Annotated in this window: 15 protein-coding genes; 10 read left to right on the top strand and 5 right to left on the bottom strand. The window is 41.6% G+C overall.

What is annotated here, in order from left to right; genetic code table 11:
- On the top strand, positions 1-377 hold a 377-nt coding region (locus L1267_RS04175; RefSeq protein ID WP_235382185.1), incomplete at its 5' end, for a transposase.
- A gap of 433 nt (positions 378-810) precedes the next feature.
- On the opposite strand, the gene L1267_RS04180 is transcribed toward L1267_RS04175, so the two are convergent.
- Entirely contained in the window at positions 811-1,467 is a 657-nt protein-coding gene (locus L1267_RS04180) for a LiaF domain-containing protein (RefSeq protein WP_135922766.1), read from the bottom strand.
- A gap of 329 nt (positions 1,468-1,796) precedes the next feature.
- Here L1267_RS04180 and L1267_RS04185 point away from each other — a divergent pair, with 329 nt between their 5' ends.
- The 3 genes from L1267_RS04185 (at position 1,797) to L1267_RS04195 (ending at position 3,046) form a co-directional block, all read left to right on the top strand.
- Positions 1,797-2,366: a BON domain-containing protein gene (locus L1267_RS04185; protein WP_135922765.1), complete on the top strand. Its 570-nt coding sequence runs from the start codon at positions 1,797-1,799 to the stop codon at positions 2,364-2,366.
- Between the two features lie 57 nt (positions 2,367-2,423).
- The gene (locus tag L1267_RS04190) at positions 2,424-2,582 is read left to right on the top strand and encodes a YqaE/Pmp3 family membrane protein (RefSeq protein ID WP_064971745.1); all 159 of its coding nucleotides are present in this window, start codon (positions 2,424-2,426) and stop codon (positions 2,580-2,582) included.
- Positions 2,583-2,836: 254 nt separating this feature from the next.
- Entirely contained in the window at positions 2,837-3,046 is a 210-nt protein-coding gene (locus tag L1267_RS04195; RefSeq protein ID WP_135922764.1) for a hypothetical protein, read from the top strand.
- Here the strand turns inward: L1267_RS04195 and L1267_RS04200 are convergent.
- Positions 3,031-5,058, bottom strand: a complete 2,028-nt coding sequence (locus tag L1267_RS04200) for a methyl-accepting chemotaxis protein (RefSeq protein ID WP_235382186.1) — start codon at positions 5,056-5,058, stop codon at positions 3,031-3,033. The two genes, L1267_RS04195 and L1267_RS04200, sit on opposite strands and share 16 nt — an antisense overlap.
- 123 nt (positions 5,059-5,181) lie before the next feature.
- Between L1267_RS04200 and L1267_RS04205 the strand changes: the two genes are divergently transcribed.
- Positions 5,182-5,952: an NADP-binding protein gene (locus L1267_RS04205; protein ID WP_235382187.1), complete on the top strand. Its 771-nt coding sequence runs from the start codon at positions 5,182-5,184 to the stop codon at positions 5,950-5,952.
- Here L1267_RS04205 and hutC read toward each other — a convergent pair whose 3' ends face one another.
- Positions 5,953-6,660, bottom strand: coding sequence for a histidine utilization repressor (gene hutC / locus L1267_RS04210; RefSeq protein ID WP_235382188.1), 708 nt, complete (start codon positions 6,658-6,660; stop codon positions 5,953-5,955).
- A 138-nt stretch (positions 6,661-6,798) separates the two neighbouring features.
- Between hutC and hutI the strand changes: the two genes are divergently transcribed.
- Together hutI and L1267_RS04220 are read left to right on the top strand one after the other, a co-directional pair.
- Positions 6,799-8,040: an imidazolonepropionase gene (hutI, locus tag L1267_RS04215; protein WP_235382189.1), complete on the top strand. Its 1,242-nt coding sequence runs from the start codon at positions 6,799-6,801 to the stop codon at positions 8,038-8,040.
- A 121-nt stretch (positions 8,041-8,161) separates the two neighbouring features.
- A complete protein-coding gene (locus L1267_RS04220) occupies positions 8,162-9,835 on the top strand; it encodes an EAL domain-containing protein (protein WP_171040432.1) in 1,674 nt (557 codons plus the stop codon).
- A gap of 182 nt (positions 9,836-10,017) precedes the next feature.
- Here L1267_RS04220 and L1267_RS04225 read toward each other — a convergent pair whose 3' ends face one another.
- Together L1267_RS04225 and rraA are read right to left on the bottom strand one after the other, a co-directional pair.
- The gene (locus L1267_RS04225) at positions 10,018-11,067 is read right to left on the bottom strand and encodes a formimidoylglutamase (RefSeq protein ID WP_235382190.1); all 1,050 of its coding nucleotides are present in this window, start codon (positions 11,065-11,067) and stop codon (positions 10,018-10,020) included.
- A gap of 5 nt (positions 11,068-11,072) precedes the next feature.
- Positions 11,073-11,570 carry a ribonuclease E activity regulator RraA gene (gene rraA / locus L1267_RS04230; protein ID WP_135922757.1) on the bottom strand — a complete coding sequence of 166 codons (498 nt, stop codon included), beginning with the start codon at positions 11,568-11,570 and terminating at the stop codon, positions 11,073-11,075.
- Between the two features lie 212 nt (positions 11,571-11,782).
- Here rraA and L1267_RS04235 point away from each other — a divergent pair, with 212 nt between their 5' ends.
- The 3 genes from L1267_RS04235 (at position 11,783) to L1267_RS04245 (ending at position 15,353) form a co-directional block, all read left to right on the top strand.
- Positions 11,783-12,319 (top strand): phosphatase PAP2 family protein, encoded by a 537-nt coding sequence (locus L1267_RS04235; protein ID WP_235382191.1) that lies wholly within the window; start codon positions 11,783-11,785, stop codon positions 12,317-12,319.
- A complete protein-coding gene (locus L1267_RS04240) occupies positions 12,316-13,350 on the top strand; it encodes an MJ1255/VC2487 family glycosyltransferase (RefSeq protein ID WP_138558029.1) in 1,035 nt (344 codons plus the stop codon). Before L1267_RS04235 ends, L1267_RS04240 begins: the two co-directional genes overlap by 4 nt.
- Positions 13,351-13,472: 122 nt before the next feature.
- Positions 13,473-15,353 carry a methyl-accepting chemotaxis protein gene (locus L1267_RS04245; RefSeq protein WP_235382192.1) on the top strand — a complete coding sequence of 627 codons (1,881 nt, stop codon included), beginning with the start codon at positions 13,473-13,475 and terminating at the stop codon, positions 15,351-15,353.
- Positions 15,354-15,388 lie beyond the last annotated feature (35 nt).

Consider the following 15,388-nt stretch of genomic DNA (forward strand, 5'->3'; position numbering starts at 1 on the left):
TTGGACCAGTAGGTTCAATGATGTTGAAAGTTTACTTTAGTTGTATAGAGCACTTTAAAAATGGACGAGAAGCGTCTGCCTGTGCAGGATTAACGCCTGTGCAGCATAGCTCTGGTGGCAAAGAAAAGATTGGCTCAATTTCAAAAAAATCAGCAAACAAGAAGTTACGTAGCACGTTATATCAAGGTGCACTAGCGGTTGTTTCAAATGTTATAAAAAGAGCAAGTCGCACAGAAAAGGATGAATGGCTTAAAAAGTTGATTGCAAGACGCGGTAAGAAAGTGGCAGCAATAGCATTGGCGAATAAAACAATCAGAACTGCATTTGCCATGCTAAAGAAAAACGAATGTTATCAGCCAAAGTTGTTAACAGCTTAAATTATTGTCAATAAAGAGCGTTTAAAACCAGGGTAAGACTGACCTTTAAGAGACTGTTCCGTGTTCAGGTAGAAAATACCGTCACAGAGAAAAGTCATAAAGGGGCGAATACATTAAAGTGACCAGGGGTAGCTCCCCAAATAGAGTCCGTATATAAGCCAGCATCTAATCTTTATTTAATAAATACTCCGTTGACAAAAAACGGGGAGTCCATATAAGAACACAGAGAGCATAGAGGAAGAGAACTGAGTTTTCTCTTAAGCGAAGCGCCTCTTACCCTCTTTGTGCGATTAGATCTTCGATGTAGGCGTGAAATTTATTTCGCGCGCATTCTAGTAGGTCGTGCTTTAGCGCGTCATTGGTGAAACGTATGCAATATCTTGTCGCCATAAATGACGACCTACATTAACATAATCGCAACTCGCAACTTTTACTACATCTTATTCATCTCTTTCCAACTGGCTTTTAGACTGTTGGCAAAGCTGATGAACTTTTCTTTCATGGTACGTTTAACTGAAATCTCGACTGAGCCTAGCCATACATTACCTTCAATGGTAATGGTTGGGCCTTGGCCTTTATTTAAGGCGACTGATCTGTTCTCTACACTGCCAATAACACTGAACAGCTTTGATACCACATTGACATGTTCTGGCACATAGATTTCGTCGTTACCTAAAATACAGTTCACGTAAATAGTGACATGTTGGTGCTGGAAAATCGCTTCGCTAAAATCGAGCTCAATTGAACCTAAGCAGTTTGTAAGGTGAATTTCTTTTGGCACTACCCACTGGCCGCTGCGCTCATTTGAACCCAAAATACTACGAAGCTGCAGACTTTCGTTATCGCTGCTGTGGCCATAATGAGGTTTAAATTGCGCATGCTTTTGCGATTTGTAGTCAATATCAGCTTTTAGCTCTAAGTCAGCAACAAGTTCAACGAGTACTTCGTTGCTGGTGGCTTCCATTGCTTGGTCTAAGCGGCGTTCAAATGCTTCAGCTGAAATAACAGCATGACTGTAGTTATAAATGAGTTGATCAATTACTTCTTCTCTTACTTGATCGATTGGGCGATCTTCAAGTTTAACGGCCATGGTAGTTCCCTGTTGTGATTATCAAAGTGATTTTTATGTTATTCGTAATAAAGCAAAGCTTAGGCCAAATTTTATTTTATTATAAATCAATATGTTGTGTTTTATAGTGTCAACGTTACTTAGTTAAATTAACCACAGATTAATAAAATCAGCAACTAAATGGTTATTTTTGCAATATAGTGAACTTCTTACCGAGCAGCCTGTAAATCTTTACCGAATTGAATATAAATAGTCGCTGAATGAGGGCTTAAGGTATTGAAATTAAACAAATAAATAGTTGGCATTATAGTCGCATTAGTAAAAGTGTCTTAAATCAAAAGGAGAAGATTATGAACACTTTTAACAAATCTATGATTGCCGCTTTAGTAATTGGTGCAACAGCAAGTATGTCAGCTCAGGCAAGCAGTTGGGAAAATGAAAGTAAAGATGCTTGGATTGATGGTAAGGCAGAAACTGTGCTTCTTATGAACACAAACCTTAACAACTTTGACATCAACACTGATGTAACGAATGGCAAGGTTGTACTTACAGGTAAAGTTGATAGTGAATTAGATAAAGAGCTTGCTGAAGAGCTTGTTCTTAGCCTAGATGGCGTTAGCTCTGTTGATAACAAACTAACGGTTGTTAAAAACATGAAGGCTAAGAAAATGAAAGCAGATAAAGCTGATTCAACTGAAAGCGATTTAACAGATGCGAAAATCAGTACTGTAATCACAACACGTTATTTATTTAACTCAGAAGTAGGTGGTACAGACATCGATGTTGATACCGATAACGGTGTAGTAACACTTAAAGGTACCGTTGAGTCTGATGCTGAAAAGCAATTAGCAATCAGTATCGCTGAAAACGCTGAAGACGTTCGCAAAGTAATCGATGAATTAACGATTGTTGCTGAATAACAGCAAGCCTAAATTAGCCCAGCTTTGGCTGGGCTAATAGATTTCAAGGAGTGAGTCATGGATTTAATACGTATTATTTTATCGGTTTTAATTCCACCTCTTGGCGTATTTTTACAGGTAGGTTTAGGTGCGCAGTTCTGGATTAATATTCTTTTAACCTTATTAGGGTACATTCCAGGTTTGATTCATGCTGTGTATATCATCGCTAAGCGATAATTACCGCATTAATCAGCAAGGATGAGTCAGGGAGCACAGCAAGGAGCAGCTGTAGGAGTAAAGGACGATAAACCGCAAGGAGTTTACAGTATGGACAATGTAGCACAGCAAAAAGGACAGCAAGGAAGTAACAAAGCGTTATGGAGTAGCGCACAATGGCAACGCTTTATGGATAAAGTGAACGGAGATGACAGCAAGGAATAAGCTCAGGCTTGGAGCCAAACAGGATGAAGCTAGCGTAAGGAGGTGACTATATGGAACAAGTACAAACGCAACCAACACAAGGATTGACCGACAAAGGAGTTGCTTTATGGAATAAGCAACAGTGGCATGAATTTATGGAACACGCGAAAGCGGTTGCGCCACGATTAACAGGGAAGGCTGACGATAAAAACCCGATGTCATCTTCAGGTGACATCGGGTTTTTAATAACTTCGGCAATTTATCTTTATAACTTAAACTGATTTACTGTCTTATTTAAAGACGCTGCCAATTCATTTAAATCACGTGCTTCATCTGCCAATTCATGAGCATGATCCGCAGTGCTATTAACAAGGTGGTTAATAGCCGCCAGGCTATTATTAATATCTTCTGCAACCACAGTTTGCTGTTCTGTTGAAGTCGCAATTTGATGACTCTGATCTTGTACATTTGTCACTGATTGCGCGATATCTTGCAGTGCTTGCAATACAATTTGCGTTTGCTCAACGGAGCCTTCAGCACGCTCTTGACCCTGTTGCATCATAGTTGATGCTTGTTGAGCAATTTGCTGTAAGCGACTGATCATATTTCGAATATCATCCGTTGACTCTTGCGTTCTGCTTGCTAGTGAACGAACTTCGTCAGCCACAACAGCAAAGCCTCGCCCTTGCTCACCGGCTCGTGCCGCTTCAATTGCTGCATTAAGTGCTAGTAAGTTAGTTTGCTCTGCAATTGAGTTGATTACGTCGATCACAGCGCCAATGTTGCCACTTTCTTGTTCAAGACCTGCAACCACTTTAGATGCTTCGCCGATGTGGCTTGCAAGCGCAGTCATTACTGACTGAGCTTGTGTAGAGCGCTTAGTGCCATCAACTGTAATGGCTTGCACTTCTTCGGCTGCATTATTGGTATGCTGCGCATTACGTGAAATTTCGAGTACTGTAGATGCCATTTCAGTAACAGCGGCACTTACACTATCAACTTGTTGTTTTTCTTGCTGAATTTCATCATTGGTTTTTTGCGATACAATTTTCAGCTGACTAGCTGCTTGGCTCAGCTGCTCTGCTTGCGCAGCAGTGTTGAGCATCATTGCACGTAATTTATCGATGAAGGTGTTCATATGATGAGCAAGCTGGCCAACTTCGTCCTGACTATGAATTTCAATTTTTTGTGTTAAATCGCCATCGCCTGATGCGATATCACGCATGATGTAAGTCAGTTTTGTAAGAGGTTTGGTGATCATTTGCGTGGCCCAAAAGATCATCGCAATGATAATCGCAAGGATGATGATTAATGATGTAGTGGTTGTCATCACCGCATCGTTAACTGGCTCATTAATCATGCTAGTTGGGATCAAAATCCCGACATACCAATCAAGATATGGACTTTCTAGTTCAAGGCGATTGTATACAACGTAATATTGCTCACCTTTAAATGTGACATAGCTGCTACCATCTTTTTGGCTTTTCATCGCGCGGTTTAATTCGCTAAAGCCTGATGTGTCGCTAAATTGTTTTTCGAGGGCATCTAAGCCTTCTTTACCATTAGGGCCTTCGTCAGTCACAGATAATTTATGGCCAGTACGCTCAGAGAAGTGAACAACCTTTTGATTGCCATCTAGCAAAAAGCCAAAACCTTGGCCATTAAAGCGAATGGCCTCAACCATGTCGTTGATATTGTTGAGCTGTAAATCAACCCCACCAAAACCAACAAGTTTGTTTTGTTTATTATAAACTGGTTGTTGTACAACCGCTGAGGCATTACCTGTGGTTAAATCTACAGAAATAGGGCCAACATAAAGTTTGTTGATCTTTAAAGCATCTTGCCACCAACCACGTTTATAAGCGTAATAAGGCTGGCCATTGTAGTGGGTGGTTCGCTCGTTTTCTTTAAAGTATTCGCCTGTTGTTGCTGATGCAAAGAAGGCCGATAGAATGTTGTCATCGTTACCACTGATACGAACAAAATCTTGATTAACGTTGTCGTATCCTGGTTGGTTATCAAGGCTTTGATCACGTTTAGTCCAGTTGTCAAACCAGTTTACTAAATGCGGATTTGTTACGAAGGTTTCAACAACTTTACCGTATTTAGCAAAGTAACCTTGCATTGACAGTCGTTCGCTTTGTAAGTAGCTATCAGCTTCGCGTTGAATCGCTTTGCGAGATAGGTCAGCAATATGATTAACAAAGAAACTAGACGCGATGATCAGTAGTACACTAATCGTCCCGCCAATCAGCAGTAATATTTTTTTACGTAAAGAGAGATTGTTTAACATAGGTGCACGTATTTTTATTATCGGTTAGAGTTATCTATCTAATCATATTTGCGCTTAAATCGCTACTTTGCAAAACGGTAGTTATTAATAAAATATTACAAAATACATAGGGTAAGTTACTAAATGGTTGTGAATGATAATAAAATGGTGGTGCTAGGTGCAGGTTGGTTGGGGCAAGCTCTTTGTCTTAAGGCAAAGGAATTGGCGTGGCAGGTGCAGGGGACACACCGTAGTCGCGATCACGAACATGACTTTCAGCGTCAGTTTGCACTTGAAGATGGTGTACTTAAACATGACGTATCACTTGAAGGAGCATGGTGGGTGTGTGCAATTCCACCGCGTAGCCGCAGCTCAGAAAGTAATTATTTAGATACATTGCAAGCTGGGCTTGAACTTGCCAAGCAGCTAAAGTGTAAAGGTTTTATTTTATGTTCTTCGACAGGTGTTTACCCAACTGACAATGGTTGTTACGACGAAAGCACAGAAATTAACTGCCAATCAGCACGCCAACAAACATTATACGATGCGGAGCAATTAGTGCTAAATGCGGGTGGCAAGGCATTGCGCTTAGCGGGACTTGTAGGCCCCGAACGCGACCCAGGTAAGTTTGTTGCAGGAAAAGAGCTGTCTAGCTCAAGTCAGCAAGTGGTGAACATGGTACAACAGCAAGATGTAATAGCGGCGATTTTTTCAGTGCTTGAAAACTGGTCTAACGCCAATAGCATTTATAATGTTGTAAACCCAGCGCATCCAACAAAAGCGGATTACTACCAGCAAAAATGCTCTGAACTGGGTAATCAGCCACCGACATTTACTAGCCATGATAAAGGCGAGCGCCTCATTGATGGCTCGGCGATTGAGTCACTGAGTTTTCGTTATAAAGCGCCTATTTAGTTATTTTTTAAAAGTTAGGTGGCCGCCTAGTCGGTATTTACTGCCCGGTGAGACTAAGCGTGCAAAGCTTACAATGCCATTTGCTGACCACGTTCGGCGGATCACTTGCAAACAAGGCTCTTCATTGTAGAGATTAAGCCATTCGCACATTTCTTGGTTAGGCATAATCGCCTCAACCGTATGTCTGGCCTCAGTTAATGGCGCACTGGTTGATAAATACTCATGGGGGGTTAGGCTGTTGAAATCTTGTTGTAAGTAATCTTTTGCCAGAGCCGGGTTCACAAAGCGCTCTTCTACTTGCAGAGGTTGCTCGTTCTCGTTGTGAACGATGACGCTACGATAAACGTGACTGTCTACATCAACGCCCAATGCAATTGCAATAGGGGCAATTGCACGTATTGATTCCATCACTAAAATTGTACAGCTGTAATCACTGTTACGAGCTTTAACTTCATCAGCGATGTTTTTAATTTCGAGCAATGATGATTGTGACTTAAAGCTTGCTACAAAAGTCCCTTGGCCTTGGCTACGAGTTAGTATACCGGCGTCTGTAAGTTCAGATAACGCGCGTCTGGCCGTCATGCGGCTAACCTGAAACTGGCTGGTTAATTCGTTTTCTGAGGGCACGCGGCTATTTTCTTGCCATTGACCCGATCGAATGTTTTCCAAAATATATTCTTTTATTTGCGCAAACTTAGGGACGCTCATTGTGAAAGTGCACAGGTAAGTTAACAGTGTGTTACAAGGTGGCATAATTTTCTTGTATATACAAGATGAGTTGTTAAACTTTAAGCTAATTTGATTAGGCGCTTTAAAGCTCGCAGCAGATATAAGTATAGGTGAAAAATGCATACAACGAACGATAGCCAAATGCACTGGGATTTAGTGATCACAGATGCCAATATTGCCACCATGGATCCTGCAGTTGATGCGCCATACGGTGCTATAGAAAATGCAGCGATCGTAGTAAAAGAAGGTAAAATTGCTTGGTTAGGTTCGCAAGCTGACTTACCAAACTTTGATGCATTAGCAACACCGACTATCTCAGCTAAAGGGCAATGGTTAACACCGGGATTAATTGATTGCCACACTCACTTAGTGTTTGCCGGTAGCCGCGCTGAAGAGTTCGAGCAACGGTTGCAAGGTGTTAGTTATGAGCAAATTGCTGCTAATGGCGGCGGTATTGCAAGTACAGTACGAGCAACGCGCGCAGCAGACCACGAAACCTTATTTGTCAGTGCGAAAGAGCGTTTAAATGCGTTATACGCAGAAGGCGTGACTACGGTAGAGATCAAATCTGGCTATGGTCTTGACTGCGAAAACGAAATTAAGCTACTCGAAGTGGCTCGCTTATTAGGTGAAAATCATCCGGTTGATGTTAAAACCACATTTTTAGGTGCTCACGCATTGCCACCTGAATATAAAGGCCGTAGTGATGAGTACATTGATTTGGTTTGCGGTGAGATGCTTGACCGTGTTGTTGAAGCTGATTTAGCTGATGCGGTTGATGCATTTTGTGAAAATGTCGGTTTTAGTAACGAGCAAACTCGCCGTGTATTTGAAGCGGCTAAAAAGCACAACTTACCCGTTAAGTTGCATGCTGAGCAGTTATCTAATCAACATGGTGCAGAACTTGTTGCTGAATTTAATGGCTTATCAGCCGACCATATTGAACATTTAGATGAAGCAGGCATTCAAGCAATGGCCAAAGCAGGCACTGCGGCAGTGCTGTTACCGGGGGCATTTTATTTCTTACGCGAAACAAAATATCCGCCAATTGAATTACTTCAGCAGTATCAGGTGCCTATTGCTATATCAACCGACTTCAACCCAGGAACGTCACCATTGTGTTCATTGCATTTAATGATGAATATGGCCTGTACTCTTTTTCGTATGACACCAGAGCAAGCGCTTGCAGGTGTAACACGTAATGCCGCCAAAGCCTTGGGTCTTGATGATCGAGGTGTATTAAAAGTGGGGGCACGCGCTGATATTGCTCACTGGCAAATATCCCACCCTGCGCAATTAAGTTACCAATTCGGCGTAAATAAACTGTTAAATCTGTGGATTTTGGGTAGACTTAGTTAGAAGTTATTTTTACGTATTTTTGGATTAGATGTCATTGATTGCCAGTTTAGCGAGTAACGGTGTAGGGCTCGTAAATTTAAGTAGTGATGCAGTGCCTGTGTTTTTAGCAGGCTGCGTTTTTATGGCAATGATTTGTGCGTTGTGTGTCACTCGTCATCCAATACTTAGACTCAGTTTAGTTGTTAATGGTGTGCTGGGGTTGGCAATCCTCAACTCCGCTATTCCTTGGTTAATCATTTTATTAGCAATGAGTCTTTGCTTTCATTTATGGCAAGCTTTTCGAACAAATAACTGGTTAGCGATTATTTTTACTGTCGCTGCGGCGATTACGTTTACAGTTATGTATTCTGCCCACTTATTGCTCGAAACTTCCGCGTATTGGTTAGTGATTTCAGTTATTGTTTTATCTGTGTCTGGCTTTTTTAATTTTGAAGAACCAGAAGAAAGTGAAGAAGTCATAGTTGATACTCCTTACCATGATGAAATAGACAGTACTCCACTAACTGGCTTGCCAGATCGCAGCGATTTACGACGTAGCTTTGCTAGCTGGGTTGAAGAACACTCGCATAACTGCGCCCTTGTTATGCTGCGTTTAGAGGGATTTGAAAGTGTTAACCAGCATATAGGTCGGGACTTTGGTGATTTATTACTTGCTCAGTCTGCTACTCGTATTAAACAGCAATTAGACAATGATGCAGTGCTTAATATTAGTAGTGGCGCTGGCAATATAGAAAAGCTTGCTCACTTAGGTGGATTAAATTTTGCCTTCATTTGCTCTCTTGAGGAGCAAAAGCATTTGCATGAGCAACTTATAAGTCAAATAAAACAAGTGACCTTAAAACCCTTCAATGTGGCAAATTGCACTATTGAGGTGAAAGTGCGAGCTAGCTACGTTAGCTGTAACGAGCCTGAATACAGTTTTGAAAACCTTATTTCTTTCGCTAACCTTGCACTTGATTCAAACCCAGATCGGGCTATCGTGCCATATCATCCACAAATGATGATTGAGCAGCTAGAGCAGCAAGCAAGGCTACGTGAGCTGGCGCACTTAGATTTTGCTAGTGAGCTTGAGTTGTATTTTCAACCAGTGGTTCGTAATAGTGACAACAAAATAGAGTTTTTAGAATTATTGTTACGCTGGCAGCATCCAAAACAAGGGATCTTAGCAGCTAACAAGTTTATTGATGATATTCGTGTTGCAGGCCTTAGCTATCCAGTTGCTGCTTATGTGATTGAGCGAGCAGCAGAGCTTGCTATGGCATTACGTATGGAAGGCATGCAGCTGCCACTCAGTATTAATGTTTTTGGTCCTGAGATGCTGCATGAAGAGTTTATTGAATTTGTAGACCGTATTGCCACCGAGCATCATTTAGAACCCGGCGCTTTAATTATTGAATGCCCGCTTGATCTATTTATGAGCTTGGATGATCAAGGTAAAGCCATGGTTGCAAGGCTAAGTAGCATTGGTATTAAACTGTGTGTAGATGGATTAGGTGATACCCCTGTTTGGCTATCTAAACTACCAAATTTGAATGTTGAGTATGTTAAAGTTGCAGCATCGCTTACCGCAGATTTTGCTCACCAAACTCAAATACGTAGCCTCGTTTCAGGGGTGGTGGCTATGCATAATCAAAATAATGCTAAAGTGATTTGTGAAGGGGTGGAAACCTTAGAACAACTTAATTTTATTAAGTCATTAAACACCTATGCAGCGCAAGGTTATTATTTTAATTACCCGCTTAGTAGTGTAGGTATGGTGTCATGGTTAAAGCAATGGCATTTAGAGCATCAGTAATGAAGCGAGCGAGTTTCTAGGGGAAAGTTAGCGAGCTGTTTGACTCGTTACATCGCGTTTTATCTCAAACCTTGCTTCCAATTTAAGGGGCGCGGCATAAAGCCGCTGCTACAGTTAGGGGTGAAACTTGTTTCGAGCTGACCTCCCCAAAAATCAGTCGTTATCTCGTTTCTCGCATCTTTCTAACTTGCCTCTCTTGCCTGCAAATACGCATTCACTAGGGCAGTGATAATTTGGCCGGCATCGTTCATGCCTGCTTCTAAACTAACAGGGTGTTGTGATGGTGCACCTTCACATAAATGAAGGTAGCGAGCAGTTGTTTGGCTGGCTGCTAAATGCACAAAGTGTTCTGCATCACTCACACTAAAGCCGCAATTGGTATAAGCGCTAACTGGCATTAGCGAAATACTGTCTAAGTCAACTTCGACGCCTAATGGGGCATTATCGAATTTATTAAGTGCTTGTTTACATGCGGTTGATAAGTCTATATTGCGACGAACTTGAATGTCTTGATAACTATCAAACGAGAAGTTTGCTTGAGTTAACGCATTCATAATTGCTTGATTATTCTTAAATTCGTGCAAACCCATCACATGATAATCAGCGAGATGATTTTCGCTGTAGGCATACCTAAAGCCATTACCACTATGGCGACCTTCACAGTCTCTAAAATCAGCGTGAGGGTCTAAGTTAATGGCGTTTACTGGTTTGCCATGCTGCTTACTAAGGGCACGTAATATACCTAAGCAGTTGTTGTGTCCGCCACCTATCACAATGGGCTCAAGGCCAGCTGCAAAAATCATTGCCAGTACTTGCTCAACACGGGTGTCGATATCGCCACACAGTTCACGTAGTTTGGCTAAGTCGGCGTTGTTTTTATTATCAAGGTTAGCTGCTTGTTGGTTTAAATCATCAAGCGCAACTTCACCAAGTAACAATACACGCTCATGGTTTAAAAATTGGTTATGAGTTTGATTCAAAAAGCGCTTTAAGAAAGCTAGCCATGCTTGCTGTGCACCGCCATTACCTAGGTTAGCACGAGGCCCAATATCTTCACACACGCCAACTAAAACGTAACGAATACCAAATTGTTTGGCATCAATAAGAGCCTGAGCGGCGTTTACATGTGTATCAAGAAGAGCAAGAGCTTGCCATGCTTTTTGTTCATTGGCGCGGCGGACACATAAATGCTTTACCGCCGCTTCATCATAAATTTTAAGGGGATTTATCACTGAGATTAGTCTTCTATTATTTCTAACTCTAATTCTTCAGCAGATAATATAATGCCGGTACTATCGGCGTAAACAAAGTCACCATCAAAGAAAGACACACCGGCAAAATTAACGCCTATACCATCTTCGCCTGCGCCTTCACTGTCTGCAGCAACTGGAATAGAAGCAATTGCTTGAATGCCTAGATCTAGCTCTTCAAGTTCGTCAACATGGCGAATAGCACCGTAAACGATAATCCCTTGCCAGTTATTCTCAAGGGCGATTTCTGCTAGTTCAATATCTATTAGTGCGCGTCGAGTTGAACCACCACCATCGATCAAAAGCACACTATCGGTTCCGTCCGTAGTTAAGATATCGCGGATCAGCTCGTTATTTTCAAAACATTTAACAGTTTTCACTCGGCCACTAAAGCTTGGGCGTCCACCAAAATTGATAAACATTGGCTCGAGCACATCGACCACGTCGGCAAAGTGATCGCATAAATCAGAAGTGCTGTAATCCATTTTTTCATCCTCTAAAGAGACTGTCTGTTTAGTACCCAGTATACCTTGATACAACTCAATAACAACGACTTAATACTGGTTTATTCGTTTAAATCAAAGGAATTTCGTTATCGCAACATTAGTGTCTCAAAAGCGTCACCTAATTGTTATTTTTACCGCCTAAGCTGAGATGAGTATAAAAATTAGACGCAAAGTATGACAAGGAGCTTACCATGGCAAACAACATGCTTACTAAATTGGCCAAAGTGGATGAACAGCTGTTTTTAAGTGTGTTTAACGACGCTTCGCCAAATTGGCTCAGAAAGTCAGCGCTTGGTTTATCAAAAAGCGGTGATGGCGGACTTTATGTGGTGTTGTTCCTTGGGTTTTGGTGGTTTACCGAACAACTTCATTTTCAGCAGCTTGCGATGAGTATATTGGTTGGCTTTGCAATTGAGCGACCCATTTACTTTTTAGCTAAAAAGCGAATTGCGCGGGTAAGACCTTGCGACTGCTTAGTGGAAGGTGCGTATTTAGTGCCAAGTGACCAGTTTAGCCTACCGTCGGGGCATAGTGCTGGGGCATTTGTTATAGCGACTATTTTAACCATGTATTTCCCTGAGCTTACTGTGCTGTGGCTTCTTTGGGCATCGGGAGTTGCAGCATCTCGGGTGATAATCGGTGTGCATTACCCTGCAGATGTAATTATTGGCGCAGGTATGGGGTCGAGTTGTGCAGTTTTAGCAGTCATGGTGGTGAAATCTATATGAGAATTTTGTACGGTATACAAGGAACAGGTAACGGACACATAACCCGCGCTCGCGTGATGGCAACCACCTTTAAAGCATTAGGGGTCGATGTTGACTACGTATTTTCCGGGCGCAAAGAGCAAGATTACTTTGATATGGCTGATTTTGCCGACTTTAGAACATTTAGAGGTTTATCATTTACCAGTAAATCAGGACAAGTTGATAGTTTAAGAACATTAAAAAATGCACGTCCTTTGCAGCTAATTAAAGATATTAAAAGCTTAGATTTACGTCATTATGATTTGGTTTTTAATGACTTTGAACCTATCACAGCGTGGGCAGCAAAACAGCAAGGTATTCCGGTTATTGGTATGAGTCATCAGGCTGCATTTTTGTCTGATAAAGTGCCAATGTTTGGTCGAGCTTTCTTTCGTCGTGCGTTGATCCGTAATTATGCCCCCGCGAATGTCTATCTCGGTGTTCATTGGCAACCTTATGCTGAGAATATTATTCCTCCTTTCATCGCGAGTCATCACCATGACAATCCTGTGATGGTTGAAAATAAAGTCTTAGTGTATTTACCGTTTGAGAACCTAGACAGTGTTGTCGACTACTTAAAGGACTTTCCTGAGCGTGAGTTTTACTGCTATCACCCCGATGCGCAAGATTGCTCAATCGGTAATATTCATCTGCGAGCGCCGTCACGAGTTGGGTTTCTTAACGATTTAGCTAACGCTGGTGGTGTGATTGGTAATGCAGGGTTTGAGCTTGCAAGCGAGGCATTACAGTTAGGTAAAAAGCTGTTACTCAAACCGCTTGGCAAGCAGTTTGAGCAGGGGATTAATGCACAAACGCTGCTAGGCATGGGAGCTGCCCATGTTATGAGTTACCTTAACCCCTATGCGATGGATGATTGGTTGCAATCACCACAAAATAAAAGATTGAACTTTCCGAGTGATCCCGCGCCATTAGTTGAATGGGTAAGGAAAAAGCAGTGGCAGAAATTAGATAAGTTACACCAACATTTATGGCAAAAAGTTAACTTACAGTAAATACAGTTTGTTTGTTGGTTCCTTATATTGGAAAATGCATCGCCTTTTCAGGCTACTTTTTATTAGCTGCTTCAAATAGTTTAGCTATACTTTGAAATGCATGTTGCTATAGGGCACTTTGAATGAATGTATTACAAAATTTAACTATAAAACGTCGTTTACAGTTAAACGCGCTTGTTGTTGGCCTTGCAATGGTTGTAATGCTGTGTGTAATTATTTTTGAGTCACGCATGATGCTTAAGCTCAATGAAACAATTCAAAATGCAGAGGAACTCGATATTCATGAGCTTGCCATGCGCAAGCATGAAAAAAACTTTTTGTTTTACAAAAATATCGACAGCCTTGAGCTTTTTGAAAATGAGTATACCCAGTTAAAAACCAAAATTGCTCGCCTAGATGAGTTAGTCGACGATCTTGACATGGATAGCACTAAACTTGATGAGTTTAAAGGATTAGCAAAAACTTACTATGACGACTTCAATGAGGTTGTGGTACTACAAAAGAAAATAGGTCTACACCCAAAAGATGCTTTATACGGAGAGCTAAGAAGTGCTGTGCATCAAGTCGAAACATTGCTTGATGACCGCGATAACTACAGATTACTGACATTTATGCTACAGCTGCGCCGTGCCGAAAAAGATTTTATGCTGCGCTTTGATTTGAAATATATGACTAAGTTCGATGAGCTGATTGCCAATTTCAAAACAGAAATAAAGAGTGCCGGGCTAGATGCAAACTATGAAAATAAGCTCATCAGTTTGCTTTCGACATATCAAGCTAAGTTTAAAGCCTTAGTTGATGCTCAGGTTGCGCTCGGGCTAGATTTAGAGTCAGGTGCATTAGGTGAAATGAAGCGCAGTGTTGAGATGAGTGATGCGATTGTTAATCAATTTACTGAACAAACTAAACAGTTCGTTGAATCGAGTGCTTCACAAGCTCAATTAATTGCCTTCGTTGTATTTATTCTCGCTAGTATTATTGTGATGATACTCGTGTACTTAACCAGTCGCTCTATCATAAAACCTATCGAGCGTGTTTATCACACAATTAACGAAATTCGTCGCAATAACGATTTAAGCATGTCGATTTCTCAATCAGGTAAAGATGAAATTACCACCATGACGATCGACTTTAATAGCTTGATCAGTGATTTCAAAAAGCTGATTTATGAAGTTAATACCGCGCTAAGTACCCTTAACGTGGCAACTGAGCATTTATCAGAAACGACAGCAGCAACAAGCTCAGGTATGCAAGAGCAGCTTCATGAAGCAGATATGGTTGCTACAGCTGCCACTGAAATGCAGGCGACGATTCAAGATATTTCTCACAACACAGAAGCGGCTGCGAAAAAAGCTGAGTCAACTAACTTAAGTGCGCAGCAAGGTCGTTCAGAGGTTGAATCGACGGTGGTGCAAATTAATCACCTATCAGATTCACTCGGGAATGCTTCAAGTGTGGTGTCGCAGTTAGAAAAAGACGCTGAAACGATTGGCTCTGTGTTGGATGTTATTCGTGGTATCGCTGAGCAAACTAACTTACTGGCACTCAATGCGGCCATTGAAGCTGCGCGTGCTGGTGAGCAAGGTCGTGGCTTTGCGGTCGTTGCTGATGAAGTACGTTCACTTGCCCAGCGTACCCAAGACTCAACACAAGAGATTGAGAGCATTATTTCTACCCTACAAGGTCGCACACGAGAAGTGGTGAGTATTATGCAGCAATGTCGTACACAAGGTGGCGAAAGCGCGGCGCAGGCAAGCAAAGCCGGTGAGTTACTGCGTTCAATTACCGAAGATGTACAAACCATTATGGATATGAGTACTCACATAGCCACAGCAATTGATGAACAAAGCCAAGTGGCTTCTGAGGTCAATAAAAACGTGGTACGCATTCGTGATATCGCTCAAGAGGCATCGGGTCACGCGGCAACTAATGCACAAACCAGCGAAGAGGTGTCTGAGCAAGCACGTGTGCTTTATCAGGCAATCGATAAGTTTAAAGTTTAATAATTACTTGATACTTTATACTTTACATAAAAAAG

This window comes from Pseudoalteromonas sp. OFAV1 (assembly GCF_021532595.1).
In the GTDB taxonomy this organism is placed as follows: Bacteria; Pseudomonadota; Gammaproteobacteria; order Enterobacterales; family Alteromonadaceae; genus Pseudoalteromonas; species Pseudoalteromonas lipolytica_C.

What these genes read in the sequence shown, in the direction of transcription:
- L1267_RS04180 (WP_135922766.1), bottom strand. Translation starts at nt 1,467, where the DNA reads ATGGCCGTTAAACTTGAAGATCGCCCAATCGATCAAGTAAGAGAAGAA.
- L1267_RS04185 (WP_135922765.1), top strand. Translation starts at nt 1,797, where the DNA reads ATGAACACTTTTAACAAATCTATGATTGCCGCTTTAGTAATTGGTGCA.
- L1267_RS04190 (WP_064971745.1), top strand. Translation starts at nt 2,424, where the DNA reads ATGGATTTAATACGTATTATTTTATCGGTTTTAATTCCACCTCTTGGC.
- L1267_RS04195 (WP_135922764.1), top strand. Translation starts at nt 2,837, where the DNA reads ATGGAACAAGTACAAACGCAACCAACACAAGGATTGACCGACAAAGGA.
- L1267_RS04200 (WP_235382186.1), bottom strand. Translation starts at nt 5,058, where the DNA reads ATGTTAAACAATCTCTCTTTACGTAAAAAAATATTACTGCTGATTGGC.
- L1267_RS04205 (WP_235382187.1), top strand. Translation starts at nt 5,182, where the DNA reads ATGGTTGTGAATGATAATAAAATGGTGGTGCTAGGTGCAGGTTGGTTG.
- hutC (WP_235382188.1), bottom strand. Translation starts at nt 6,660, where the DNA reads ATGAGCGTCCCTAAGTTTGCGCAAATAAAAGAATATATTTTGGAAAAC.
- hutI (WP_235382189.1), top strand. Translation starts at nt 6,799, where the DNA reads ATGCATACAACGAACGATAGCCAAATGCACTGGGATTTAGTGATCACA.
- L1267_RS04220 (WP_171040432.1), top strand. Translation starts at nt 8,162, where the DNA reads ATGGCAATGATTTGTGCGTTGTGTGTCACTCGTCATCCAATACTTAGA.
- rraA (WP_135922757.1), bottom strand. Translation starts at nt 11,570, where the DNA reads ATGGATTACAGCACTTCTGATTTATGCGATCACTTTGCCGACGTGGTC.
- L1267_RS04235 (WP_235382191.1), top strand. Translation starts at nt 11,783, where the DNA reads ATGGCAAACAACATGCTTACTAAATTGGCCAAAGTGGATGAACAGCTG.
- L1267_RS04240 (WP_138558029.1), top strand. Translation starts at nt 12,316, where the DNA reads ATGAGAATTTTGTACGGTATACAAGGAACAGGTAACGGACACATAACC.
- L1267_RS04245 (WP_235382192.1), top strand. Translation starts at nt 13,473, where the DNA reads ATGAATGTATTACAAAATTTAACTATAAAACGTCGTTTACAGTTAAAC.